The organism is Microbacterium sp. bgisy189 (assembly GCF_965345345.1).
Taxonomy (GTDB): domain Bacteria; phylum Actinomycetota; class Actinomycetes; order Actinomycetales; family Microbacteriaceae; genus Microbacterium.
The window spans coordinates 392,598-416,334 of sequence record NZ_CBDRMZ010000002.1 but is presented as its reverse complement, the minus strand read 5'-3'; the positions used below and the strand labels follow the sequence as shown (position 1 = coordinate 416,334).

Below are 23,737 nucleotides of genomic sequence, written 5' to 3'. Positions count from 1 at the left end.
ATGGACGTCTCACCAGCGGTTTCACGCCGCGCACTGTTCGCCACCACTGGTGTCGCAGCCATCGGCGGCGCGCTCGGCACCCTCGGCACGACAGTCGCACTCAACCGCGGTTCATCGTTCGCGGCGCCCGCGCGGTGGACGAACGACTTCAGTTCGCGCGAGTGGACGTCCGGCTGGATGCCGCGCAGCGTGACCGACGTGAACGGCGACGGTCGCGCCGACATCGTCGGCTTCGCCCATGACGGGGTGCATGTCGCGCTCAGCAGCGGATCGCGTTTCGGTGCCGCGGCGCATTGGGCGGCCTCCTACGGAAGGCACGGCTCAGCAGGAAGCTGGCGGGTCGGCAGTCATCCGCGCGCAATCGCCTCATGACCGGTCGACCCGGGCGTCAGTACTCGACGACGAGCTCTTCGATGAACGTCGCGTGCAGATAGGTCTCCATGCTGCCGAGTGCCTCGAGGCGGACGGATGTCGTCGCCTCGAGGTCGAGCTCGATGCCGTGAGGCGCCTCGTCGCACACGACCTCAGATGTGACGGGCTCCGATTCCCCGCCATCGGCTGAGACGGCCGTGACCGCGACCTGAGCCGTGCCCCCGCCGAAACAGCGGACGTCGGCACGGACCAGCTTCGTCGGATTGTCGATCGTCGCGACGATGAACGTCGGCGTGCCGTGGTTGGTCACGAGCATTCCCGCGGAGACGGCTGCGCCGGGGCCGTCGGACACGCTCGCGCTCACCTCGTCGAACCATGCCGCCGCTGCAGTGAGGTCGACGGTCGCCGACGGTGATGGCGTGGTCGGTGACGCCGCAGAAGTCGCCGGTGACTCGGCCGGCTCGGTGGCGCACCCCGCGAGGAGCAGCAGGGTGATCCCCGATGCCAATGCGAGCGGGCGACGCGTCATGGTGCCACGGTACGCCACCCCGCGCGGTCAGGTCAGGAGGGATGCGGTTCCGACAGTGAGTGCGATGGCGCTAGCCCCACCCGCCATCACGGCTGCGGTCTGCAGCGTCGAGAGGACTCGCGTCTCCAACTCGCGGCGCTCAGGCGGCTGGGTCGTGGTGAGGGAGCGCTTCGCTTCGGCGAGCGTCTCATATCGACCGATGGGGGTTGAGCGCGCATCGAGCGCGACGAAATGCCCGTCATGGGTGGTGTCGACCGACCCAGCGAATTCGCCGTCTTTCGTCGCGACGTGGAAGCCGGGGTCGACCTCTGCCCATTGCAGGCGCAACCCGGACAAGAGGGGGGCGGCATTGAGCAAGCTCATGCTGCCCGTACCAGTTCTGCCGCGCGCGCCGGCTCGATGAGCTCCAGCACGATACCGCGGTTCGTGTTCGCGGCTTCGGCGAGCTGTTGCAGTCTGGTGCGGTCGAGCGCGTCCGCATCGCCGCCGTCGAACTCGAAGCGCAGCGGAATCGAGCAGTGCATCCACACACTCGACAGTCGAGGGTCGGTCTCGGTGCCGTGGCGCCACGAGAGGGTGAAGCTTTCGGAGCGTCGCAGTTTGGTGGCGACCACGATCTTGAGGTGCGCCAATTCGTCATCGGGCATCGTGATCTGGTCTCCCGCGGCTCCGTAGTACAGACGACCCATGGCGATTCCTTCCGAATCGATTATTCTTGGTGGACAATCTACTCATATAGCAAGTAACTAGACAAGCTAGTAATTCGGCTTGGTTGGAGAATGTCCGAACGGAGGCGGCGATGTCAGGGCGGGATGGCCACAGGAGTCGGGAGGTCGTCGAAGCCGTGAAGGCCTACGCGGTGGCCGAGTCCGACATGCGGCATCGTGCGCGCAGATCTATGGCGCTCGGCGAGAGCGAATTCTCGGTGCTTCGCGATCTGGTCGCCGAACAGTCCGGCGCGGGCCTCACGCCGGGCGATGTCTCCCGACGTCTCGGAGCGAGTTCTGCATCGACGACGGCCCTGCTCGATCGCCTCGAGCGAGCCGGCTATCTGCACCGCGAGGCGCACCCGACCGATCGTCGACGGGTGCTGCTCGTTCCGAGCGAGACCGCGCGCGCGCAGATGGATGCGACGATCGGCGCGTTCGAGCGCGACGTCGAAGGGGTTGCGCGCGGCCTGCGCGATGACGAGGTCGACATCGTGCTGGCCTTCCTCGCGCGCATCGCAGCCGCGGCCGGAGGCATGACCAGAACCGGAAACGCTCGTCAGTCGTCGATCTGATCCACCGCGCGACGCATGGCGTCGAGGAAGTCGACGACGGTTGCGCGGTCGCGCGCCGACATGGGGCGGACGACGGCCATCATGCGTTCGTGCATGGCGCCCAGGGTGTGTCGCACCTCGGTCTCGGAATCGTCCGTGATCGAGACCACGACGCTGCGCCGATCGGTCGGATGCGGCGAGCGTGTGACGTGGCCGCTCATGGTGAGTCGGTCGAGCAGCGCTGTGGTCGATGCTGTCGTGATGCCGAGATAGCGGCTCAACTGTACGGGGGTGACGACCTCGTCACGCACGCGCGCACGACTGAGGAAGCGCAGGACGAGGAGTTCGTTCTCGCCCATGTCCATGCTCCGCTGCGTGCGTCGTCGCATGGCGGTCTCTGCAGCGCGGTAGGCGCGCAGGGCTTCGAGCGCCGATGTGGAACGGGCGTCGGCGTCGGCGTACCAGTACGACGGTGGCCGCCGCTCTGAATCGGACACTGCGAACCTCCTGCCGTCGCTCGATTCCCCGACCCGGAATCTACCGGATCGCGGCGTTCGCAACGGGGCTTGACGAAAGGCGGCCGGCGCGCGCATAATCATCTCGCAGGGCGCTCAATCGATTTATCACCATTGATCAATCGATTTTGCACCGCAGGAAGACAGCATCCACTCAACGAGGAGCAGACGTGGCCAGGGTTCGCATCTCCGATGTCGCCGCGGCGGCAGGCGTGTCGGTGTCGACCGTCTCGCTCGTCATGAACGACGTCGAATCGCGTATCCCCGAAGCCACGCGTGAGCGGGTGCGTGCCGCCGCGAAGCAGGTCGGCTACCAGCCCAGCTCCGTCGCCCGCAGCCTGCGCACGCAGCGCACTCGCACCGTCGGGCTCATCTCCGACCAGATCGCGACGACGCCGTTCGCCGGACGCATGCTCGCCGGTGCGCAGGACGTCGCCCGCGAGCACTCGCACCTGCTGTTTCTCGTCGACACCGGCGGTGACGCCGACATCGAGCGTGACGCGATCCGTGCCCTCGGCGCGCAGCAGGTCGACGCCATGATCTACGCCGCGATGTGGCATCGCGTGCTCTCGACCCCGGCCGGCCTTCCCGACGACGCCGTCTTCCTCGACTGCCGCCCCGAGGCCGGCGGCTACCGATCCGTCGTGCCGGCCGACCGCGAAGGCGGTCGCGCGGCGGTGCGTGCGCTCACCGAAGCCGGGCACCGCCGCATCGCATACATCGACACCAACGAAGACGCGCCGATCGCCGCGAGCCTGCGTCACGAGGGCTACCTGGAGGCGCTCGCCGAGGCGGGCATCGAGCCCGACCCCGCATGGCACGTCGCCGCGCAGACCTCGCCCCAGGGTGGTCGCATCGCGGCCGAGAGGCTGCTCGACCTGCCCGAAGCGATCCGCCCCACAGCTTTCTTCTGCTTCAACGACCGGATGGCGACCGGCGTCTACCGCGCGGCGCACGCCCGCGGCCTCGACATCCCCCGCGACCTCTCGGTCGTCGGCTTCGACGACCAGCAGTTCGTCGCGGCCGAACAGGACCCACCCCTCACCACCGTCGCCCTGCCCCACTACGAGATGGGTCGCTGGGCGATGGAGGCCGCGCTCGGCATCCGCGCGGAGGGTGAAAAGGATGCCGTGCACCACATGGAGTGTCCCGTCGTGCGACGAGACTCCGTGGGCCCGCCGCCGGCGCACGTCGGCAAACAGAACCGGCGACGGGCTTCACACACAACCGAACGGTCGCGAACCGCGACCACCGATCGGTGATCGACGCGGGCGTCGATCACAAGAAAAGGAAACCATAATGAAGCGCACTCCCGTGCGGGTCGCCGCGGCAGCGGGGCTCGTGAGCGTTCTGGCACTGGCCGGCTGCGGACAGGCCGGTCAGGGCGACACCACCACCGAGGACGGTCGCACCCAGCTCACCATGTGGACCCACTCGGCCGGAAACGAGGCCGAGCTCGAGGTCTACGAGCAGATCATCTCCGACTTCAACGCGTCGCAGGACGAGTACGAGGTCGTGCACGAGTCGTTCCCGCAGGGCGCGTACAACGACGCGATCGTCGCGGCGGCAGCCTCGAACGACCTGCCCTGCCTGCTCGACCTCGACGGTCCGATCATGCCCAACTGGGCCTGGGCGGGCTACCTGCAGCCGCTCGAGCTGCCCACCGAGCTCACCGACTCGCTGCTGCCCACCGCGGTGGGTGTCTGGGACGACGAGATCTACTCGGCCGGCTACTGGGACGCCGCACTCGGCATCTTCGCTCGCCAGTCGGTGCTCGATGAGAACGGCATCCGCATTCCCACGGTCGACGAGCCCTGGACGGCAGACGAGTTCGCCGACGTCCTGTCGACGCTGAAGGATGCCGGCTACGAGACGCCCATCGACATCGGCGCCGAAGACACCGGCGAGTGGTGGCCGTACGCGTACTCGCCGTTCCTGCAGAGCTTCGGCGGCGACCTCATCGACCGCGACACGATGCTCTCCGCCGACGGCGCGCTCAACGGCGCGGATGCCGTGGCATGGGGCGAGTGGTTCCAGGGGCTGTTCGCCGACGGTTACGCGAACGCGAGCGGCACGATCGGCAACCAGGAGTTCATCGACGACCAGGTGGCGCTCAGCTACACCGGCGTGTGGAACGCGCTGACGGCGCTCGACGAGGTCGGCGACGACCTGCTCATTCTGCCGGCGCCCGACCTCGGCAATGGCCCCAAGATCGGCGGCGGTTCGTGGCAGTGGGGCATCTCGTCCAGCTGCGAGCAGGCAGACGGTGCCCGTGCCTACCTGGAGTTCAGCTTCCAGGACGAGTACATCACCGCCTTCGCCGACAAGCAGATCGTGATCCCGGCCACCGAGTCGGCAGCGGCGGCATCCGAGTACTTCGGTGAAGACGGCGCCCTGCGCGACTTCGTCGAGTTCTCGCAGCAGTATGCCGTGCTGCGCCCCGAGACGCCCGCCTACGCGGTCATCTCGACCACGTTCGAGACCGCTGCGAAAGACATCATGAACGGCGCCGACGTGCAAGAGACCCTCGACCGCGCCGTCTCCGAGATCGACGCCAACATCGCGTCGAACGACGGGTACGGATTCCAGTGATCGCCTGACCGGTGGGGGCGCTCGCCCCCACCGGTCTCCACGGAAGCACTCCCATGACTGTCACACCCCCGACGGTCGCGGCCGAGACGCCTCGGCGCGCGACCCGCCGCATCCGCAGCGCACGCGGACGCGAGACCTGGGCCGGCCTCGGCATGATCGCCCCCGCGGCGCTCCTGCTGCTGTTGTTCCTCGTGATCCCGGTGATCCTCGCCTTCACGCTCTCGTTCACCAACGCGCGACTCATCTCTCCCAACCCGCCGCGGTTCGTCGGCTTCGACAACTTCATCCGGGTCTTCACGACCGACCCCGTCTTCTTGCAGTCGGCGTGGAACACCTTCGTCTTCGCCCTGGTCGTCGTGCCGGTGCAGGCGGGCCTCGGCCTGCTGCTGGCCGTACTCGTGAACCGGCGGATGCGGGGGACGACGTTCTTCCGCGTCGTCTTCTTCATCCCCGTCGTCACCTCGATCGTCGTGGTGTCGATCCTCTGGAAGTTCATGTACCAGAAGGACGGCCTCATCAACTCGATGATCGACACGCTCACCTTCGGAGCGTGGGCGGGCGTCGATTGGCTCAACAACCCCGACACGGCCCTCGGCGCCATCATCGCGCTGTCGATCTGGCAGGCCGTCGGGTTCCACATGATCATCTGGCTCTCGGGTCTGCAGACCATTCCCGAAGAGCTCTACGAGGCGGCCAAGATGGACGGCGCGAGCCCGTGGCGCCAGTTCACGAACGTCACCTGGCCGGGCCTGCGCCCGACGATGGTGTTCGTCCTGGTGACCATCACGATCGCGGCCCTCGGCCTGTTCGTGCAGGTCGATGTCATGACGCAGGGCGGTCCCGTCAACTCGACCTCCACGATCGTCTTCCACGCCGTGCGCAAGGGCTACGAGCAGCAGGAGATCGGCTACGCGGCGGCGATCTCGCTGATCTTCTTCGTCGCCGTGCTGATCATCGCGCTCATCCAGCGCTGGCTGACGCGAGAGAAGGACTGACATGGCCATCGATACGACCTCGACCCGTGCCGTCACCACGCGCGGCAGCGGCCAGCGCCGCGCGGCGACGCCCGCCAGCGAGCACCGTGTGCGCCTGCGGGGCCGCATCTTCACCTACATCGCGATGAGCGTGTTCGGAATCATCTTCATGTTTCCGCTCGTGTTCATGTTCGTCTCCAGCCTCAAGCCCGACGCGCAGATCCTGCAGGACGTCGACTCGCCGATGGCGTTCGTGCCGGCAGGCGACATCAGCCTCGACAACTACTTCGGGGTCTTCGACCGGGTACCGGTGGCGCAGTTCCTGTTCAACTCGATCTTCATCACGGTGCTCACCGTGGGACTCGGGCTCATCGTCAACTCGATGGCCGGCTTCGCACTGTCGCGTCTGCGGTGGAAGGGTCGCGCCGTCGTCATGGCGATGGTGATCGCGACGCTCATCGTGCCCTTCGAGACGATCGCGGTGCCGATGGTCTACTGGGTCGCCCAGCTGCCCACCCTCGTGATGGAGGGCGGACTGCTCAAGTACGACTTCGGCTGGCTCAACACCTACGAGGTGCAGATCGTGCCGTTCGTCGCGAACGCGTTCTCGATCTTCCTGTTCGCGCAGTACTTCTCGACGATCCCGACCTCGCTCGACGAGGCGGCGCGCATCGACGGGGCGAGCTGGTTCACGATCTACCGTCGCATCCTGGTGCCGCTGTCGGGTCCCGCGTTCGCGACGGTCGCGATCCTCACGTTCCTGCCCGCGTGGAACCAGTACCTGTGGCCGCTCATGGTGGTGCAGAAGGAAGAGCTGCGGCCGGTCATGGTCGGCATGCAGTACTTCTTCCAGCTCAACACCGCGTGGGGCGAGGTCATGGCGTACACGTCGCTGATCACGCTGCCCGTGCTCATCGTGTTCTTGATCTTCCAGCGGGCGTTCGTCAGCTCGATCGCCGCGAGCGGGGTGAAGGGATGACGCCGCCTGCGCGCGTGGCCGTCGTCGGCGAAGCGCTCGTCGACGTGGTCCACCGCATCGACGGGAGCGTCGATCGCGCCCCTGGTGGCAGTCCTGCGAACGTCGCCCTGACCCTCGGCAGACTGGGGCTCGACGTGGCGCTGCACACGCGCCTCGGCGACGACCCCGATGGACGCGCGGTGCGGCGGTGGCTCTCCGACTCGGGGGTGCGGATCGAAGCCGCTGCTGCACCGCGCACCTCGACGGCGACCGCCCGGCTCGATGAGGCGGGAGCCGCCGAGTATACGTTCGACATCGACGGCGAGCCCGTCGACGCGGCGCTCGCGCCGGCCGACGTGCTGCACGTCGGTTCGGTCGCTGCGCTGCTGACGCCGGGTGCGGATCTGGTCGTCGAACTGGCCGAGCACCGGATGCCGGGGACCCTCCTCAGCTACGACCCGAACATCCGCCCCGCACTCGTCGACGACCCCGCCGACGTGCGTCATCGCGTGCAGCGCCTGGTCGCCGCGGCCGACATCGTGAAGGCCAGCGATGAGGACGTGCGGTGGCTGCACCCCGACCGTGACATCGACGACGTCGCGCGGGAATGGCTGGCGAGCGGGCCGACGCTGGTGGTGGTCACGGCAGGCTCGGGCGGCGCCACCGCCTATCGGACGGACGGACGCCACCGTGTCGTGGCGGCCGACACCACCGTCGTCGACACCGTCGGCGCAGGCGACACGTTCATGGGCACCCTCGTCGCCGCGCTGCTCGCGGCGACATCGGGTGCCGAAGACAGGAGGGCCGCGATCGCGGCGCTCACGCCCGGCGTGCTCGAGCATGTGCTGCTTGCGTGCGCCGAAGCAGCCGCGATCACCGTGTCGCGGCCCGGTGCCGACCCGCCGGTCGCCGCCGAACTCAACTTCCTCAACTCCGTGGGCCTCGCCCACACCACGAAAGGCTGATGCGTGTTCGATCTTCCCGGTTCCTGGGTCTGGGACTACTGGTTCGCCGACGACGGCGAGCGCTACCACCTCTTCTACCTGTACGCCTCGCGCGCGCTGCAGGACCCCGATGCGCGCCACTACCGCGCGTCGATCGGTCACGCCGTCTCGACCGACCTCGAGAGGTGGACGCAGGTGCCCGACGCACTTGTGCGCAGCGATGCCCCCGCGTTCGACGACCTCGCCACGTGGACCGGCTCGACCGTGCGCCACCCCGACGGCACCTGGTTCATGTTCTACACGGGGTCGACGCTCGCCGAGGGCGGCAAGAACGTGCAGCGCATCGGGTATGCGACCTCACCCGACCTCGAGGTGTGGACGAAGCACCCCGGTGCCGTGCTTGAAGCATCGGGCCCGTGGTACGAGACCCTCGCCGACGACGCCTGGCACGACGAGGCGTTCCGCGACCCGTGGGTCTTCGCCGACCCGAACGGCGACGGCTGGCACATGTACATCACCGCCCGCGCCCCGCACGGTGACCCCGCAGGGCGGGGCGTCATCGGGCATGCGACCTCGCCGAACCTGCGGGAATGGACCCTGCAGCCGCCGCTGTCGACACCGAGCGAGACCGGGTTCGGGCAGCTCGAAGTGATGCAGGTCGAGGTCGTCGACGGCACACCCGTGCTGCTGTTCTCGTGCCTGGGTGATCACGCCACGGCATCCCGCAGCGATGCCCGCGGCGGCACCTGGGCGGTGCCCGCGGACAGCCTCACCGGGCCGTTCCACCTCGACGACGCCTACCCGCTCACCGACGAGACGCTCTACGTCGGGCGTCTGCTGCAGCGTCGCGACGACGGCCAGTGGCTGCTGTTCGCATTCCGCCACCAAGACGCCGACGGCCGCTTCGTCGGCGGTGTGACCGACCCGATGCCCGTCTCGTGGGTGGGTGGCCGCCTGACCGCCGCAGGGGTGACAGTCTCCGCCTGACCTCAATGAAAGGAGACGCCGATGACGTCATCTCCCCACCACTCCGACACCCGAGCCCGCCGGTGGGCTCGGGTGGGCGGGGCGTCGGCCGCAGCAGCCGTCGCCGCGTCGCTCGCGCTCGCAGCCCCCGCGGCGCCGGCTGAGGCCGCGCCCGGCGACACGTACCGCGCGCAGTATCACTTCACAGTGCCCGACCATTGGAAGAACGACCCGCAGCGGCCGGTCTTCATCGACGGGAAGTTCCACTACTACTACCTGTACAACTCCGACTACAACGCGGATCCCGCCGCGAACTTCGGCACCGAGTGGCGCCTGGCGACCAGCTACGACGGCGTCGTGTTCGCCGACCAGGGCATCGCCGCGCCGAAGAAGACGAACGCCAACTACGACCTGTGGTCGGGGTCTGCAGTCGTCGACCACGACAACACCGCCGGCTTCGGGGCGGGTGCCGTCGTGATGCTCGTCACGCAGATGGATCACCCCACCGAGTCGCAGCAGCAGACCGCCTCGGGGCCGCAGGCGCAGTTCCTCTGGTACTCGATCGACGGCGGACGCACGTTCCGCCCGCACGGCGAGCAGCCGGTCATCCCCAACGGCGGACGCCAGCACACCCGCGACCCGAAGGTGGTGTGGGACGACGAGCGCGACCAGTGGATCGCGCTCGTGGCCGAGGGCGATCGCGTCGGCTTCTACACCTCGCCGAATCTGAAGGACTGGGATCGGGCCTGGGAGTACGTCAACACGGGCATCGGCATGATCGAATGCCCCGACCTCTTCCGCATCCGCGCCGACGACGGCACCGAGAAGTGGGTGTTCGGCGTCAGCGCGAACGGCTACGCGACGAACGAGCCGGCCACCTTCGCCTACTGGACGGGCGACTTCGACGGCACCGCGTTCACCTTCGACGAGACGGCGCCGCAGTGGCTCGACCACGGCTTCGACTGGTACGGGGCCGTCACGTGGGAAGACCCCGCCGCGCCGCTGGACCGGCGCTATGCGGTGGGCTGGATGAACAACTGGGACTACGCGCACACGACGCCCACCTGGACCGAGGACGGCTTCAACGGCACCGACTCGATCACCCGACAGGTCACACTCCGCAGCTCCCCGGACGGGTACCGGCTCGCCTCGCAGCCGGTCGCGGCCCTCGACCACATCGCGACGCGCACCGTCGAACTCGGTGATGTGACCGTCGATGGGCATCGCGTGCTGGACTACACCGGCGACGCCTACCGCATCCAGACCACGGTCAGTCGCGAGACCGCGGCGAACGTCGGCCTGCAGCTGCGCCGGTCCGCCGACGGCTCCGCGCACGCCGACGTCGGGGTGACCGACACCTACGCGTACGCCAACCGTGGCCAGACGGGGCATCCGCCGAACCCGTTCAAGCTCGAGAGCCGCACGCCGGTGGCGGGCGACCAGGTGGCGCTGACGATCCTCGTCGACCGCACCACGATCGAGGTCTTCGTCGACGACGGTCGCTATGTGCACTCCAGTCAGGTCTTCGCCGACCCGGCAGATGTCGGTCTGGCCCTGTACACCGTGGGCGGCGCGGCGACCTTCGGCGACCTGACGATCACCGAGTTCGGCAGCGTCGATCAGCGACCTGCGCGCGTGCTCGCCGACTTCGAGTCCGACGTGTGGGGCGAGGGGTGGACGGCATCGGGCGACCTCGCGGGCATCGGCCCGGTGACGGCGTCCGCGCCGGGCCAGGTGGGCGCCCGCGTCGCCGACACGTTCGCCGGCGCAGATGCGGCAACCGGGGTGGTGACGTCGGCGCCGTTCACGATCGACCGCAACTTCATGCACCTGCTGGTCGCGGGCGGCGACAACGCGCTCGGCAGTGAACCGGCGACGTCGGTGCAACTGCTCGTGGACGGCGTGCCGGTCCGCACGGCGACCGGTGACGACTCCGGCACGTTCCGACCCGTCGAGTGGGATCTGCGAGACCTCGCCGGTCGGACCGCGCAGATCCAGATCCTCGATGACGCCGTCGGCGCGTGGGGGCACCTGCTGGTAGATCAGATCGTCCTGAGCGACTGAGCGCGCGCCGATCAGACCACGTCCGCCCCCGTCGCTACGCTGGAGCGATGGGGGCGGACGTCGATCAGCGCGCGCACGGTGGACGTGCGCGCATCAGCGACGTCGCGCGGGTGGCCGGCGTGTCGCCGACGACCGTCTCGCACGCGTTGAGCGGCGCGCGGAGCGTCAACGCGCAGACGCGGGAGCGCATCCTCGTCGTCGCCCGAGAGCTCGGGTACGCGCCCGACCGTGTCGCGAGCGGCCTGCGCCGGCAGCGGACCGGCATCGTCGGGTTCATCGGCGACCATGTCGCGACGACGCCGTTCGCCGGCCGCATCATCGCGGGAGCCCGTGCCGCAGGGCTCGAGCGCGACGTGCTGCTGCTGGTCGTCGAGACCGAGGGCGACGAAGCCGAGGAGAGCGCGCTCGTCGACCGGATGCTGGCGCAGCGCGTCGACGGCCTGCTGCTCGCGCGAAACTACAACCAGCGCATCGCTCGACCGAGACTCTCGGCAGACGTTCCGATCGTGCTCATCGACGCTGCACCCGACCCGGGCTGGCATGTGGATGCCGTCGTGCCCGACGAGGCGCAGATCGCCGCGCTCGCGTGCGAGGTGCCGCTGCGCCTGGGGCACCGCGAGATCGCGTACGCGACGACGAACGACGATTCACGCGCCTCTCGAGGCAGAGCGCTTGCCGTCCGAACGATCCTCGGCGACGCGGGAGTCGCGCTGCCCGACGACCGCATCGTCCACGTCGCCTCGGATGCCGCAGGCGGGCGAGAAGCCGGCGCGAGACTGCTCGACCGCGCCGACCGCCCGACGGCGGTCGTGTGCTTCAACGACCAGATCGCGATGGGGGTCATGCAGGCGGCGGGCCGGCTCGGCCTGCGGGTGCCCGAAGACGTCTCGATCGTCGGCATCGATGACCTGTTTCCGGTCGCGGACGCACTCGACCCCGGGCTCACCACCGTCGCGCTGCCGCACGAGCAGATGGGGCGGTGGGGGATGGAACGGCTCCTCGACCGCATCGACGGCGCTACCGACGAGCGCCCCGGGCGCGTGCATCAGTTACCTGGCCGCCTCGTCGAGCGAGCGTCGGTCGCACCGCCGACGCGCTGAGTCACTCCGCCCGCGCGACGGGTGCCGCTCGCAGCGGCACGAGCGTCGCCGCTGCGAGCGTGACGGTGCCCCGCTCGGCGCCGAGCCCGATCGCGGACGCTTCGCGCCGCTCGGCGCCCTGCCCGGAGACCATGCTGAGCGTCGCGCGTCCCGACCCGGTGAACACCTCGATCGATGCGGCGTCGACGATGATGTCGAGCCTGACCACGCCATCACGCGGCGATTCCGGCGCGGTGCGCACCACGCGATACGCCTCGGGCATGTCGCCGGCGATCGCGTCCGCGTCGCGCGCGACGAACACTTCGCCGGCTGCCGCGTCGTAGCCGACCGTCGCGAAACCGTCGCCGCGGGGGATGCGGATGCGTGCCTCCGAGGTCGATTCCTCGACCTGCAGGTCGACGGTGAGGCGATAGGCTTCGGCATCCGGTTCGCCCAGCGAGATCGTGGCACCGGGTTCGACGACGGCGCTCGCGGTCTCGAGCGCCGGGCCCGCGAGGCCGTCGATGGTGCGTGAGGGGGTCGATGCGAGCAGGGTGGCGTCGCCGTCCGACACGAGCCGCAGCTCGCGGATGATGCTGTCGGACCCGCCGGCGAACTGTTCGCCGGGCACCTGTCCCGCGTACGCCCAGTTGTTGAGCCAACCGATGCCGTACCGCTGGGCAAGGCGGTCGTCGTCGCTGAGTGATGGATCGTCCCAGGTGACGGCCGCGTAGTAGTCGGCGCCGCGGTCGAGCCACCGGTGCCCCTGCTCGTCCGGAGTGAACCGTTCGCCGTCCCAGGCGCCGGTCCAGTAGACCGTGCCGGTGGTCATCCCCTCGGCTTCGCCATTGGCGCCCGCCATCAGGATCCACTGGGTGCGTTCCGGGTCGCCGTCGACCGACATCACGAACAGATCCGGACACTCGAGCACGCCCAGATCTGCTGCCGTCACGTCGGACTGGTACGTCCACGTCTTCAGGTCGGGGGAGGTATAGAACCCGATGCGTTCACCCTCTGCGAGCGCCATGACCCATTGCCCGGCGGCCTCGTCCCACAGCACCCGAGGGTCGCGCCAGTCCGGGGTGCCGGGATTGTCCATGACCGGGTTGCCGTCGTACGAGGCGAAGGTGTCACCGCCGTCGGTGGAGAAGAACAGCGACTGCCGCTGCACACCGTCGTGTTGCTGCGTCACGAGCGCGATGACGGCTCCGGCACCGAATCCGGCGGTGTTGTCGTGGTCGACGACGGCTGTGCCGGTCCAGATGTCGCCGAGGCCGTTCGTGTACTTGTCGATCGCGACGCCGCGGTCGGTCCAGTGCACGAGATCGGTGGAGGTTGCGTGGTACCACGCCGTGCCGTTCCCGTCGGGGTGGTCGGCGTTGTAGAGGTAGTAGAAGTGCCACAGCCCGTCGAGGAAGAACGGGCGCTGCGGATCGTTCATCCAGTGCTGGGCGGGAGTCAGGTGGATCGCCGGCCGGGCGGGGTCTTCGCCCGCAGGCAGACGGTAGGGGTCGGCCGCCTCGGTGTGCTCGGGTGTCGGGGTGGGGGTGACCTCGGTGTCGGGGCGCGCGAGCGCGATCGCGAGCACCGTGGCGAGCACGACGACCGCCGCCATGGCGATCGAGAGGATCGTCAGGCGGCGCCGGTCTGAGCGCGGCTCCATGCGGACTCCTTCGGGTCGGAGCGGAATGCGGACGCGGGACGGCGCGTGCCCCCGGTGGGGAGCACGCGCCGTCGCGTGTCAGTTCTTCTTGCCCTTGGTGACGAGGTTCTTGTTGGCCGGGACATCCGCCCAGCCGCCGAGACCGCCGTCGCCGTAGGAGTAGTCGACCGACGTCGTGTCGCCGTCGATGTCCATCTTCACGGTGGGGCCGAGCGTGCCGCCGCGGACGAAGTCGTCCGAGGTGCCGATCGTGTCGATGAACGACTGCACCAGACCGCCCGGCATGACGTAGTGCGAATACGCCTGGAATGCGCCGGGGTGCTGGTTGTAGTCGGGAGCGAACGGCTGCCCCTGCCAGAAGTTCAGGTTCGTCGGGTTGCCGAGCGCGAGACCCGAGCCGCCGTTGAGCGGCTGGAAGTCGCTCCGGATGCCGTCGCCGACGAATCCGTAGACACCTTCCGGCCCGTCGATCCCCGCCGCGTAGGTGCTGCGGTGCGTGATCGTGAACAGATACGCCTTGCCGTCCTTGAAGACGAACTGCGGGCGTTCGGTCTGGTCGGTCACGCAGTTGGCCGAGAGGATCGGCGGCAGGAACTCCCATTCGGTGAGCTGCTTGTTCTTCGCGACCGCAAGGCCGACGTTCGCGATCTGGTACGTCGCGCCCGACGCGTTGACCTCGTCGACCGTCTCGGCGTAGGGGTCACCTTCGCGGTAGCCGAGGTCTTCTTCGGTGCAGTACGCCTCTTCACGCGCCATGGCGGTGTTGCCCTCGAAGACCATGTAGGTCTTGCCGGGGTTGTCGGGGTCTTCGAAGGTGAACGGGTCGCGGAAGTTGAAGTACGGGTTCTGCTCACCGGTCTGGTAGTACTCGCCGTCGGCCTGCAGCAGGTCGGTCACCTTGTTGAAGCCGGTCAGCTTGACCTTCTTCTTCGTGGTGTGCACCTTGCCCACGCTCAGCGCGATGCGCGGGTCGTAGGGCTTGATGTCGGCACCGCTCTCATCGCGGTAGAACGCGACGTCGGTGAAGAACAGCTTGATCTCGCCGTTCTTGAAGATGCGCGCGGAGCCCGACCACTGGGTCTGGTGGCTGTACGACTGGTCTTCGAAGATCTTGCCCGTCACGCCCTCCTTGAAGACGAGGCCGCCGTAGGTCCAGCCGCCGTCTTCCGGGCGGTCCTCGGCAGCGATGTCGGCCGGACGGTAGAAGTATCCGATCTTCGCGTAGACGTGACGGTCGTCGAAGCCGAGGTCGCGGTCTGCGACGAGCGAGAAGATGATCTCCCACCCGTTCACCGAGTACTGGTTGCCGTCCTCATCGGTCAGCGGCCAGGTGTCCCACACCCACACCTGCTCGTCCGACATGTCGGGAAAGTCCTGCGGGACCGTCGGCATGGTGAGCGAGGTGGGCATGGAGTTCTCCCGCGACGGAGCGTCGGGGTCCGACAGGCGCACCAGCTGGCGGGCGTCGGCACGCGTCCACTTCGCGGTGAAGTCGTCTTCGGGGGCGTAGGCCTCCTGGGTGTGGATCGTGGGCTCGGGCCCATCCTGCAGTTCATCCGCCGGTGCCGCAGTGGCAGCCGTCGACGTGCCGACCAGGGCGGTCGCGACGAGCGCGGCTGCCGAGGCTCCCCCGGCGATCAGGCGCGCGATGCGCCGTCTCTTCGTGTGCATTTCTCTGGTTTCCCTTCTGATGCAGACGTATACAAATCGATTTGTATACGCATCTAGGGTGACACGGGTTCGCAGAATGCGCATGTCGGCCGTTTGGGGGACTCCGTTGTCGGGGCCCGCGGTGTGGGTGCGCGGGTAGAGTTTCGAGCGTGGCGAGCAAGGATGATGGCCGGAACGGACGGGACGACCCGAGGTCGACCGCACGTGCACGCGTGCTCACGCTCGCGCGGGCCATGCTTCCGCTCTCTGACGGCATCTCCGACGAGCTCATCGACGACCTCGCCGACGGTGCGGGCGTCTCGGTCCGTGCGCTTCGCACCCTGTTTCCGACGAACGCAGACCTGCTGCGCGCCGTGAACCAGCAGCTCATCGACGAATGCGCAGGACGGCTCACGAGCGCTGCCGGGCGCTTCACTCCGGTCTCGCCCGACGACGACCTCCGCGAAGCAGCCGTCGCCCTCGCCGAGGCCTGGCCGATGGATTGGGCCTCGCTCGTGATCCGCTCCCGCGAACGGGCCGACGCGCTCGCGGGGCGCACGGGACACGCCGAGGTCGCCGACTCCGAGCGCAGCTTCGTGCCGGCGCTGCTCGATGCGTTCCTCACGCTCATGGCGCGACTGAACCGTCAGTTCACCTGGGAGCCCGTGCTTGCCGTACGGCTCGTCATCCTCGCCTACGAACGGTCCTTCGAAGCGTGGGTGATGTCGGGCGGTGACGAGCGCACCTTCGCGACGTCGCCATTCGTGCAGCAGACCCTGCCGCAGATCTTCGCCGGGATCAGTGCACCGCTGCCCGCGGCGGACGCCACTGGCTGACCGACCGGCTGTTTCGTGGGCGCGACGGCGCGCGCGTCGGCGCCCGGTGCAGGATGCGCAGCCGGGTCGCGCGCTGCGACGTCGTCGCAGCGAACCCCGGACGGTGTGCGGGCGTGTATGCCCGGCGCAGCTCGGGGGTGGCCTGTTCGACGAGTTCGGCGGCATCCTCGTCGCGGCCCGGCTGCACCGCGATCCGCGCGAGTGCCGACTGGATCAGTTGCACCCACGTCAGGATCGTGCCGAAGGCGATCACCTCGAACAGGGTCAGATTGATGACGCCGGTTATCATGGCGATGATCCCGACGATCAGCGTCGTCACGCCGATCACAGCCCAGCGATGCAGCGCCGGCGGGATCTCGGGGAGCATGATGCGACACGCGACGACCATCGCGAGGAACGACAGGAGCACGCCGTTCGCCGCCCGGTCGTGCAGGAACTCGTTCGTGCTCACCGGCACGACGCCGATCATCGAGAGGCTGACGCCCATGACCAGCACGATGGGTGGGAGCACGTGGCGTGTGCGCACGTCGGCGATCGCGCCGGCCTCGAGGGCGCGCTCGATGAACAGCCGCACCGGGATCGCCGAGAACACGACGATCGCACCGCACAGGATGAGCCCGGCGTTGAAGACGTGGCTCGACAGGTCGCCGAAGGTGCCGAGGTGGCTGAAGTACAGCACCCACCACATGGGATCGGTTGTGGACAATGCCGACACGACGATGCCGAGGCACAGTACGATCCCTGAGGCGAGCACCCAGGGGAGGGGGCGCTCGAGGAGCGTCGGAAGGGCGCGCTGACCACCGGTAGGGGGTGACGACTCGCCAACGGCGAGTGGGACTCGCGAGTGCATGGGCGCTCCGGGTTCGGGGGCACTCGCGCGCTACGTCTCGGGGAGCGACGTAGGTGCCCTGCGCGAGTATCCGCAGGGCGCGGGCCACGTGAGGGCACCCGCTTCGTGACGCCCATCCTATGGGAGTGGCGGTGCGAGTTAGAGAAAAGTTTCCTACGGAAGCCGCTTGTCCCCCATCTGGGGGACAAGCTACAGTGAGGCCCACGGAGGCACCAGGAGCCGTTGGGGGACGGCCCTGGAGCATCCGAATTGGGGATCGAACTGGGGGCGACGGGGAGCCATGGGGGTGGCTCCCCTCTTCCGATATGAGAAGGTTCCCCTCAGGAGCGCTGCTTGACGACTGGCCCCTGAGGGGAACCTCGGATCCTCCCGCCGCCGCGATGTGGGGCCCTCTGGGGAAAGGCCACACGCCGAAGCTGGGGACAACGGCTTGGGATACGGAACGGCGTCACAGATCCGACCCCCAGGGTATCGGTCCTGGCTGAAGATCGGCACAACGCGCCGTACGCGATCGAACTCGATCAGGCGTCGACTGGATCGTTCACGACGCGCGAAAACGCGAGCTCGGCGGCGCCGATGTGCAGGCGGTCAGCGGCCAATGAAGCACGGCGGGTGCGCAGATCTTCGCCGTTCGCGTGCATCGCCTTCGCGCGGACCAGCCGCGTGAGGTCGTCGCCGTCGCCGGCGACATCGCCGAGAAAGCCGCCCAGCACGATGAGTGCCGGATTGAGCACGTTGACGGCGTTCGCGAGCGCTGTCGCGAGGATGCGGCGCTGGCGGGCGAGCTCGTCACCCACCGAACCGGCGTCCGAGGATTCCAGTGCTGCCGTCAGCGTCGCATCGTCGGCCGCCGGGCTCGCGCTCGTGCCGTACTTCGAGGGGGAGCGTACTCCGAACCTGCCCGACGCGTCGGCATCGCTGACCGGCATGACCCTGGCATCCACGACCCGCGAAAACCTCGCCAGGGCTGCCGTCGAAGGGATGCTGTCGGGCCTTGCCGCCGGCCTCGACGCGATCCGCGCGCTCGGCGTGCCGATCGAACGCGCCCTGCTCGTCGGCGGCGGGGCACAGTCTCAGGCGGTGCGCGAGATCGCACCGCTGGTGCTCGGCGTCCCGGTCGAGGTGCCGCCGCCCGGCGAGTACGTCGCGCTCGGCGCCGCCCGCCAGGCCGCAGCGCTCGTCTGAGCGACGCGGATCGCCGAGTTCCTGCATCCGTCGCGAGACACGCCGTCAGACCGTCTGAACCACCACCGAAGACCGGACTCGGTTTACCCCACGAGGCGCACACCTCGGGAGTAGTCTGCGATCAGCGGCGGCGACGGGGCCACCGCTCGACGCACCCGAGCGTCGTGTTCGAAGGGGCGGATGCCATGACTGCAACCGAGCCGATCAAATTCGAGCGGCAAGACGGCAAGGGGCTCGCAACCGGCACTCTCGGCCTGTTCGGCTCGACCGTCATCGGGCTCGCCTCGACGGCGCCGGTCTACTCGCTGGTCGCGACCCTCGGCTGGGTCGTGCTCGCCGTCGGCGCGCAGGCGCCCATCGCCTTCATCGTCGCCTTCGTGCCGATGCTGTTCATCGCCTTCGCCTACCGCGAGCTCAACAACGCCGTGCCCGACTGCGGCACCACCTTCACGTGGGGCACGAAGGCGTTCGGGCCGTGGGTGGGCTGGATGGGCGGGTGGGGCGTCGCGGTGGCCGGCATGGTCGTACTCGCCAACCTCGCGCAGGTCGCCTCCATCTACTTCTGGGCCATGTTCGGGATGGAGTTCGAGCAGAACAACGACTGGCGCATCATCATCGTCGCCGTCTTCTTCATCGCCGCGATGACGTGGGTCAGTTGGCGCGGGGTCGAGATCGGTGAGCGCATCCAGAACGTGCTCCTCGGCATCCAGTATCTCGCCCTCGCCCTGTTCGTGGTCGCGGCGCTGTGGCACTTCTTCGGCGGCACCGCGCCGAACCCGACGCCGTTCTCGTGGGAGTGGATGAACCCGCTCGCGTTCGAGGAGTGGAGCGGGTTCACCGAGGCGGTGCTGTACGCCCTCTTCATCTACTGGGGCTGGGACACCTGCCTCGCCCTGAACGAGGAGACGAAGGACCCCAAGCGCATCCCGGGGCTCGCGGCGCTGCTGACCTGCGTCATCCTGCTGTTCACCTACGTCGGTGTGACGATCGCGGCGATGATGTACGCGGGCCTCGGTGAGAGTGGTGTGGGCCTGGGCAACGAGGCGAACGCCGACGACTTCTTCCTCGCGATCAAAGACGGGCTGCTCGGCCCGATGGGGTGGTTCCTCGTGATCGCAGTGCTCATCTCGGCCGTCTCGTCGACGCAGACGACCATCCTCCCGACCGCCCGCGGCACGCTCGCGATGGGCGTCTACCGGGCGCTCCCCGCGAGGTTCAAGCAGGTGCACCCCACCTACAAGACCCCGTCGTTCTCGACGCTCGTGATGGGCGTGGTCGCGTCGATCTACTACGTCGGCATGACCCTCATCAGCGACAGCATCATGCAGGACACGATCGCCTCGTTGGGACTTGCGATCGCGTTCTACTACGCCATCACCGGGTACGCGTGCGTCTGGTACTTCAAGGACGAACTGTTCACCTCGGGGCGCAACTTCGTCTACAAGTTCTTGCTGCCGCTGGCCGGTGCGCTCCTGCTCACCTACGCGTTCATCCAATCGGCGATCGACATGCTCGACCCCGACTACGGCTACTCGGGCACGCTGCTCGGGGTCGGCTCGACGTTCGTCGTCGGCGTCGGGGCGCTGCTGGTCGGCGTCGTGCTGATGTTCGTCTGGTACATGTTCCCGCGCTCGAAGCGGTTCTTCTCGGGCCAGAGCCTCAACCGCGAGACGCCGGTCATGGTGCCCGATGAAGCGGCGAGCTACCCGCGCTCGGTCGACGGCGGCATCTGACCGCGCCGCCGGCTCAGCGGGGGCCGGGGCGCACGGTCAGGTCGCTGATGACCGCGTCGCGTGGCAGGTCGAGCGCAGTGACGACGGCGGTGGCGACCGACTCGACGTCGATCCAGGCGGCCGGATCGTAGGCGGCGCCCTCCTGTGCGTGCACCTTCGCCTGCATCGGCGTGGCGGTGCGGCCGGGGTACACGGTCGTCACGCGCACGCCGTTCGGTGCCTCCTCGCCGCGCAGGGCGTCGGCGAGTGCCTTCAGCCCGTGCTTGGATGCCGCGTACGCAGACCACTCGGGGTGGGCGTTCAGTCCCGCGCCCGAGTTGACGAACAGCACCTGCCCGCGGGCCGCGCGCACCCGCGGCAGCAGCAGCCGCGTGAGTTCGGCGGGCGCGACGAGGTTGACCGTGAGCTGCGAGGTCCAGGCATCCACCGGCAGGTCGGCGACCTTGCCGAGGTCGACGACACCGGCGGCGTGGATGACGCTGTCGACCCGCTCGGGCAGGCCCGCCCCGTCCACTGCCGCCGCGAAGCCGGTCGGGTCGCCGAGGTCGGCGATGATCGCCGTCGCACCAGGGAACGCCGCGGCGAGATCATCGGCGCGGCCGGCGTCCCGCGCGACCAGCACCAGTCGGTCGCCGCGCGCCGCGAGACGCTGCGCCACCGCCTGCCCGATCCCCGACCCTGCCCCCGTCACGACATGCACAGCACTCATCCCGCCATCCTCCCACCGCGCTCCCCCCGCAGGACAGAATGGGGGCGTGGTGGATCCCGGGAGTGCCAGTGCGCTGATCGACGCGGCGCGGCGGCGGTTGGCGGGGCAGCGGCAGGAGCGGCTCGGCGATCACGCGGCGGCGCGGCGGCTGCTCGGGTTCGGACGGGCGCCGAGGATCGTGCCCGTCGGGTCGGCGTGGCATCTGGGCGTCCTGCTGATCGCAGACGATGCCGTCTTCGCCACCGGCGAGATCCTCCGGGCGCGCGAAGAGGTCATCCGCGGGTTCGCGGCCGAGTCGCAGCGGCAGCGGGCGGCGACTGCGGCGGCTGCGTTCCGCGGCGGGTTCCGCGACGGCGAGACGGTGCACCTCGGCTGGGCGCCGATCGATCTGGCGGCGGTGGATGCCGGGGGTTCGTCGGGTCCGCTGTCGGTCGCCGCCGACGGCACCCCGATCGTGCGCTGGAGCGCGGCCGGTGGCACCCGCGACCTCGCCGGCTACCTCGACGATCAACTGTCGCTGCGATGACAGTGCACTGACATCACGTGGAAACGCGCCCGAAGTAGGGTGGAGAGTCTGTACCCGATAGCGCCCCAGGAGGATGCATGCAGGTTTGGCCCGGATCTTCGTATCCGCTCGGTGCCACCTTCGACGGCAACGGCACGAATTTCGCCCTCTTCAGCGAAGGTGCCGAGCGCGTCGAGCTGTGTCTGTTCGACGACGAGGGACTCGAGACCCGGGTGCCGCTGCAGGATGTCGACGCGTACGTCTGGCACGCCTACCTGCCGCACGTGCAGCCGGGGCAGCGGTACGGCTACCGCGTGCACGGCCCGAACGACCCGGCGAACGGGCATCGGTTCAACCCGAACAAGCTGCTGCTCGACCCCTATGCGAAGGCCGTCGACGGGCAGATCGAGTGGGGCCAGGAGGTGTTCGGGTACGACTTCGGGTACCCCGACTCCCGCAACGACGACGACTCGGCCGCCCAGATGATGAAGGGCGTTGTCATCAATCCGTTCTTCGACTGGGCGGGCGACCGTCAGCCGAAGACGCCCTACGCCGAGACCGTGATCTACGAGGCACACGTGAAGGGGCTCACGCAGCGGCATCCGGACATTCCCGAAGAGATCCGCGGCACCTATGCGGCCCTCGCGCACCCGGCGATCATCGATCACCTGAAGAAGATCGGTGTCACCGCGATCGAGCTCATGCCGGTGCACCAGTTCGTGAACGACTCCACCCTGCAAGAGAAGGGGCTGTCGAACTACTGGGGTTACAACACGATCGCCTTCCTCGCGCCGCAGAACACGTACGCCTCGTCGGGCCAGCGCGGCACGCAGGTGCAGGAGTTCAAGGCGATGGTGCGGGCGATGCACGCCGCTGGCATCGAGGTGATCCTCGACGTCGTCTACAACCACACCGCCGAGGGCAACCATCTCGGCCCCACCCTGTCGATGAAGGGCATCGACAACGTCGCGTACTACCGGATCGAAGCCGACGACAAGCGGTACTACACCGACACCACCGGCACCGGCAACAGCATGAACGTGGGTAACCCCCACACGCTGCAGCTGATCATGGACTCGCTGCGCTACTGGGTGCTCGAAATGCACGTCGACGGCTTCCGCTTCGATCTCGCCTCGGCCCTGGCCCGCGAATTCTACGAGGTCGACAAGCTCGCCACCTTCTTCGAGATGGTGCAGCAGGATCCGGTGGTCTCGCAGGTCAAGCTCATCGCAGAGCCGTGGGACCTCGGCCCCGGCGGCTACCAGGTGGGCAACTTTCCGCCGCAGTGGACCGAGTGGAACGGCAAGTACCGCGACACCGTCCGCGACTTCTGGCGCGGCGAGGCCTCGACGCTCGGCGAGTTCGCCTCGCGCATCACGGGGTCGGCGGATCTGTATGCGCACTCGGGGCGTTGGCCGGTGGCATCCATCAATTTCGTCACCGCCCACGACGGGTTCACCCTGCGCGACCTGGTCTCGTACAACGAGAAGCACAATGACGCCAACGGTGAGAACGGCAACGACGGCGAGAGCCACAACCGTTCCAACAACCACGGTGCCGAGGGCGACACGAAGGATGCCGCGATCCTCACCCTGCGGGCCCGCCAGCAGCGCAACTTCATCGCGACGCTGCTGCTCAGTCAGGGCGTGCCGATGATCTCGCACGGAGACGAGTTGGGGCGCACGCAGCGCGGCAACAACAACGGCTACGCGCAGGACAATGAACTGACGTGGGTCGATTGGGATGCCGTCGACCAGCCGCTCGTCGAGTTCACCGCGGCCCTGGCACGCCTGCGCCGCGAACACCCGACCTTCCGCCGCAGCCGGTTCTTCGACGGCCGCCCCGTCAGACGGGAGGAGGGCGCCCCGATCCCCGACATCGCGTGGCTGCGTCCCGATGGGTCGCTCATGCAGCCCGAAGACTGGGATGCCGGCTTCGGGCGCGCGATCGGCGTCTTTCTCAACGGCGACGGCATCCGCGAGCGCGATCGCCGGGGTGAGCCGATCAGCGACCGACACTTCTTCGTGCTGTTCAACGCGGGTGACGACGTGGTCGACCTCACGATCCCCGATGCGGCGTTCAGCCCGCGGTGGGAGGTCATCGTCGACACCGGCGGTGCACTCGCCGACAGTGCGCCGTTCAGCGGTGGTGAGCAGGTGCGCTTGCAGGGCAAGTCGCTCGTCGTGCTCATCGACCACGAAGAGCCCGAGCCCGAGGTCGACCACTCGGTGGCGGCGTCGCTCGCGGCGTACACCTCGCCGATCGAGATCATCCCGGCGCACGCGCCGCAGTCCGAGCTGCCGCGCTGACGCCTGCGCCATCCGGCAGCACCTCGCGAAACGGAGACCGTGC

22 protein-coding genes and 2 pseudogenes are annotated in these 23,737 nt (G+C 68.5%); 15 read left to right on the top strand and 9 right to left on the bottom strand.

What is annotated here, in order from left to right; all coding sequences use genetic code 11:
• Positions 1–372: a hypothetical protein gene (locus tag ACSF8R_RS04960; protein ID WP_434810746.1), complete on the top strand. Its 372-nt coding sequence runs from the start codon at positions 1–3 to the stop codon at positions 370–372.
• 16 nt (positions 373–388) lie between these two features.
• On the opposite strand, the gene ACSF8R_RS04955 is transcribed toward ACSF8R_RS04960, so the two are convergent.
• From ACSF8R_RS04955 to ACSF8R_RS04945, 3 genes are read right to left on the bottom strand one after another with little or no spacing between them, the layout of a single operon-like run.
• Positions 389–901: a hypothetical protein gene (locus tag ACSF8R_RS04955; protein WP_434810745.1), complete on the bottom strand. Its 513-nt coding sequence runs from the start codon at positions 899–901 to the stop codon at positions 389–391.
• A gap of 27 nt (positions 902–928) precedes the next feature.
• Entirely contained in the window at positions 929–1,264 is a 336-nt protein-coding gene (locus tag ACSF8R_RS04950) for a peptide ABC transporter permease (protein WP_434810744.1), read from the bottom strand.
• Positions 1,261–1,590, bottom strand: coding sequence for a hypothetical protein (locus ACSF8R_RS04945; protein WP_434810743.1), 330 nt, complete (start codon positions 1,588–1,590; stop codon positions 1,261–1,263). The genes ACSF8R_RS04950 and ACSF8R_RS04945 overlap by 4 nt, the downstream gene beginning before the upstream one ends.
• Positions 1,591–1,700: 110 nt before the next feature.
• Between ACSF8R_RS04945 and ACSF8R_RS04940 the strand changes: the two are divergent.
• Positions 1,701–1,979 (top strand): annotated as a pseudogene (locus ACSF8R_RS04940) (MarR family transcriptional regulator); the annotation flags it as partial.
• 188 nt (positions 1,980–2,167) lie between these two features.
• Here the strand turns inward: ACSF8R_RS04940 and ACSF8R_RS04935 are convergent.
• A complete protein-coding gene (locus ACSF8R_RS04935; protein WP_434810742.1) occupies positions 2,168–2,659 on the bottom strand; it encodes a MarR family winged helix-turn-helix transcriptional regulator in 492 nt (163 codons plus the stop codon).
• A gap of 188 nt (positions 2,660–2,847) precedes the next feature.
• Here ACSF8R_RS04935 and ACSF8R_RS04930 point away from each other — a divergent pair, with 188 nt between their 5' ends.
• The 8 genes from ACSF8R_RS04930 to ACSF8R_RS04895 are packed head-to-tail and all read left to right on the top strand — an operon-like array spanning position 2,848 to position 12,275.
• Positions 2,848–3,939, top strand: coding sequence for a LacI family DNA-binding transcriptional regulator (locus tag ACSF8R_RS04930; RefSeq protein WP_434810741.1), 1,092 nt, complete (start codon positions 2,848–2,850; stop codon positions 3,937–3,939).
• Positions 3,940–3,976: 37 nt separating this feature from the next.
• Positions 3,977–5,269 (top strand): sugar ABC transporter substrate-binding protein, encoded by a 1,293-nt coding sequence (locus ACSF8R_RS04925; RefSeq protein WP_434810740.1) that lies wholly within the window; start codon positions 3,977–3,979, stop codon positions 5,267–5,269.
• Between the two features lie 53 nt (positions 5,270–5,322).
• Positions 5,323–6,264, top strand: a complete 942-nt coding sequence (locus ACSF8R_RS04920) for a carbohydrate ABC transporter permease (RefSeq protein ID WP_434810739.1) — start codon at positions 5,323–5,325, stop codon at positions 6,262–6,264.
• A 1-nt stretch (position 6,265) separates the two neighbouring features.
• Positions 6,266–7,222: a carbohydrate ABC transporter permease gene (locus tag ACSF8R_RS04915; RefSeq protein WP_283716200.1), complete on the top strand. Its 957-nt coding sequence runs from the start codon at positions 6,266–6,268 to the stop codon at positions 7,220–7,222.
• Positions 7,219–8,166 carry a carbohydrate kinase family protein gene (locus tag ACSF8R_RS04910; RefSeq protein ID WP_283716201.1) on the top strand — a complete coding sequence of 316 codons (948 nt, stop codon included), beginning with the start codon at positions 7,219–7,221 and terminating at the stop codon, positions 8,164–8,166. The genes ACSF8R_RS04915 and ACSF8R_RS04910 overlap by 4 nt, the downstream gene beginning before the upstream one ends.
• 3 nt (positions 8,167–8,169) lie before the next feature.
• A complete protein-coding gene (locus ACSF8R_RS04905) occupies positions 8,170–9,132 on the top strand; it encodes a glycosyl hydrolase family 32 (protein ID WP_434810738.1) in 963 nt (320 codons plus the stop codon).
• 21 nt (positions 9,133–9,153) lie between these two features.
• A complete protein-coding gene (locus ACSF8R_RS04900; protein ID WP_434810737.1) occupies positions 9,154–11,175 on the top strand; it encodes a glycoside hydrolase family 32 protein in 2,022 nt (673 codons plus the stop codon).
• A gap of 47 nt (positions 11,176–11,222) precedes the next feature.
• Positions 11,223–12,275 carry a LacI family DNA-binding transcriptional regulator gene (locus tag ACSF8R_RS04895; protein ID WP_434810736.1) on the top strand — a complete coding sequence of 351 codons (1,053 nt, stop codon included), beginning with the start codon at positions 11,223–11,225 and terminating at the stop codon, positions 12,273–12,275.
• Between the two features lies 1 nt (position 12,276).
• Here the strand turns inward: ACSF8R_RS04895 and ACSF8R_RS04890 are convergent, their stop codons facing one another.
• Complete coding sequence (locus ACSF8R_RS04890) at positions 12,277–13,917, bottom strand: GH32 C-terminal domain-containing protein (RefSeq protein WP_434810735.1); 1,641 nt, start codon at positions 13,915–13,917, stop codon at positions 12,277–12,279.
• Positions 13,918–13,995: 78 nt separating this feature from the next.
• Entirely contained in the window at positions 13,996–15,588 is a 1,593-nt protein-coding gene (locus ACSF8R_RS04885) for a glycoside hydrolase family 68 protein (RefSeq protein WP_434810734.1), read from the bottom strand.
• Positions 15,589–15,737: 149 nt separating this feature from the next.
• Between ACSF8R_RS04885 and ACSF8R_RS04880 the strand changes: the two genes are divergently transcribed.
• On the top strand, positions 15,738–16,403 hold the full coding sequence (locus tag ACSF8R_RS04880; RefSeq protein WP_434810733.1) for a hypothetical protein: 666 nt from the start codon (positions 15,738–15,740) through the stop codon (positions 16,401–16,403).
• Here the strand turns inward: ACSF8R_RS04880 and ACSF8R_RS04875 are convergent.
• Positions 16,366–17,157: a hypothetical protein gene (locus ACSF8R_RS04875; RefSeq protein ID WP_434810732.1), complete on the bottom strand. Its 792-nt coding sequence runs from the start codon at positions 17,155–17,157 to the stop codon at positions 16,366–16,368. The two genes, ACSF8R_RS04880 and ACSF8R_RS04875, sit on opposite strands and share 38 nt — an antisense overlap.
• 617 nt (positions 17,158–17,774) lie before the next feature.
• Positions 17,775–18,182: an ROK family protein gene (locus ACSF8R_RS04870; RefSeq protein ID WP_434810731.1), complete on the bottom strand. Its 408-nt coding sequence runs from the start codon at positions 18,180–18,182 to the stop codon at positions 17,775–17,777.
• On the opposite strand from ACSF8R_RS04870, the pseudogene ACSF8R_RS04865 reads away from it, so the two are divergent.
• A pseudogene (locus ACSF8R_RS04865) lies at positions 18,100–18,438 on the top strand (FGGY-family carbohydrate kinase); the annotation flags it as partial. The gene ACSF8R_RS04870 and the pseudogene ACSF8R_RS04865 overlap by 83 nt on opposite strands.
• A 185-nt stretch (positions 18,439–18,623) precedes the next feature.
• The gene (locus ACSF8R_RS04860) at positions 18,624–20,171 is read left to right on the top strand and encodes an APC family permease (RefSeq protein WP_434810730.1); all 1,548 of its coding nucleotides are present in this window, start codon (positions 18,624–18,626) and stop codon (positions 20,169–20,171) included.
• 13 nt (positions 20,172–20,184) lie between these two features.
• Here ACSF8R_RS04860 and ACSF8R_RS04855 read toward each other — a convergent pair whose 3' ends face one another.
• The gene (locus ACSF8R_RS04855; RefSeq protein ID WP_434810729.1) at positions 20,185–20,880 is read right to left on the bottom strand and encodes an SDR family oxidoreductase; all 696 of its coding nucleotides are present in this window, start codon (positions 20,878–20,880) and stop codon (positions 20,185–20,187) included.
• Positions 20,881–20,926: 46 nt separating this feature from the next.
• Between ACSF8R_RS04855 and ACSF8R_RS04850 the strand changes: the two genes are divergently transcribed.
• Complete coding sequence (locus tag ACSF8R_RS04850; RefSeq protein ID WP_434810728.1) at positions 20,927–21,406, top strand: glutaminase; 480 nt, start codon at positions 20,927–20,929, stop codon at positions 21,404–21,406.
• A gap of 77 nt (positions 21,407–21,483) precedes the next feature.
• On the top strand, positions 21,484–23,694 hold the full coding sequence (gene glgX / locus ACSF8R_RS04845; RefSeq protein ID WP_434810727.1) for a glycogen debranching protein GlgX: 2,211 nt from the start codon (positions 21,484–21,486) through the stop codon (positions 23,692–23,694).
• Positions 23,695–23,737: the final 43 nt, after the last annotated feature.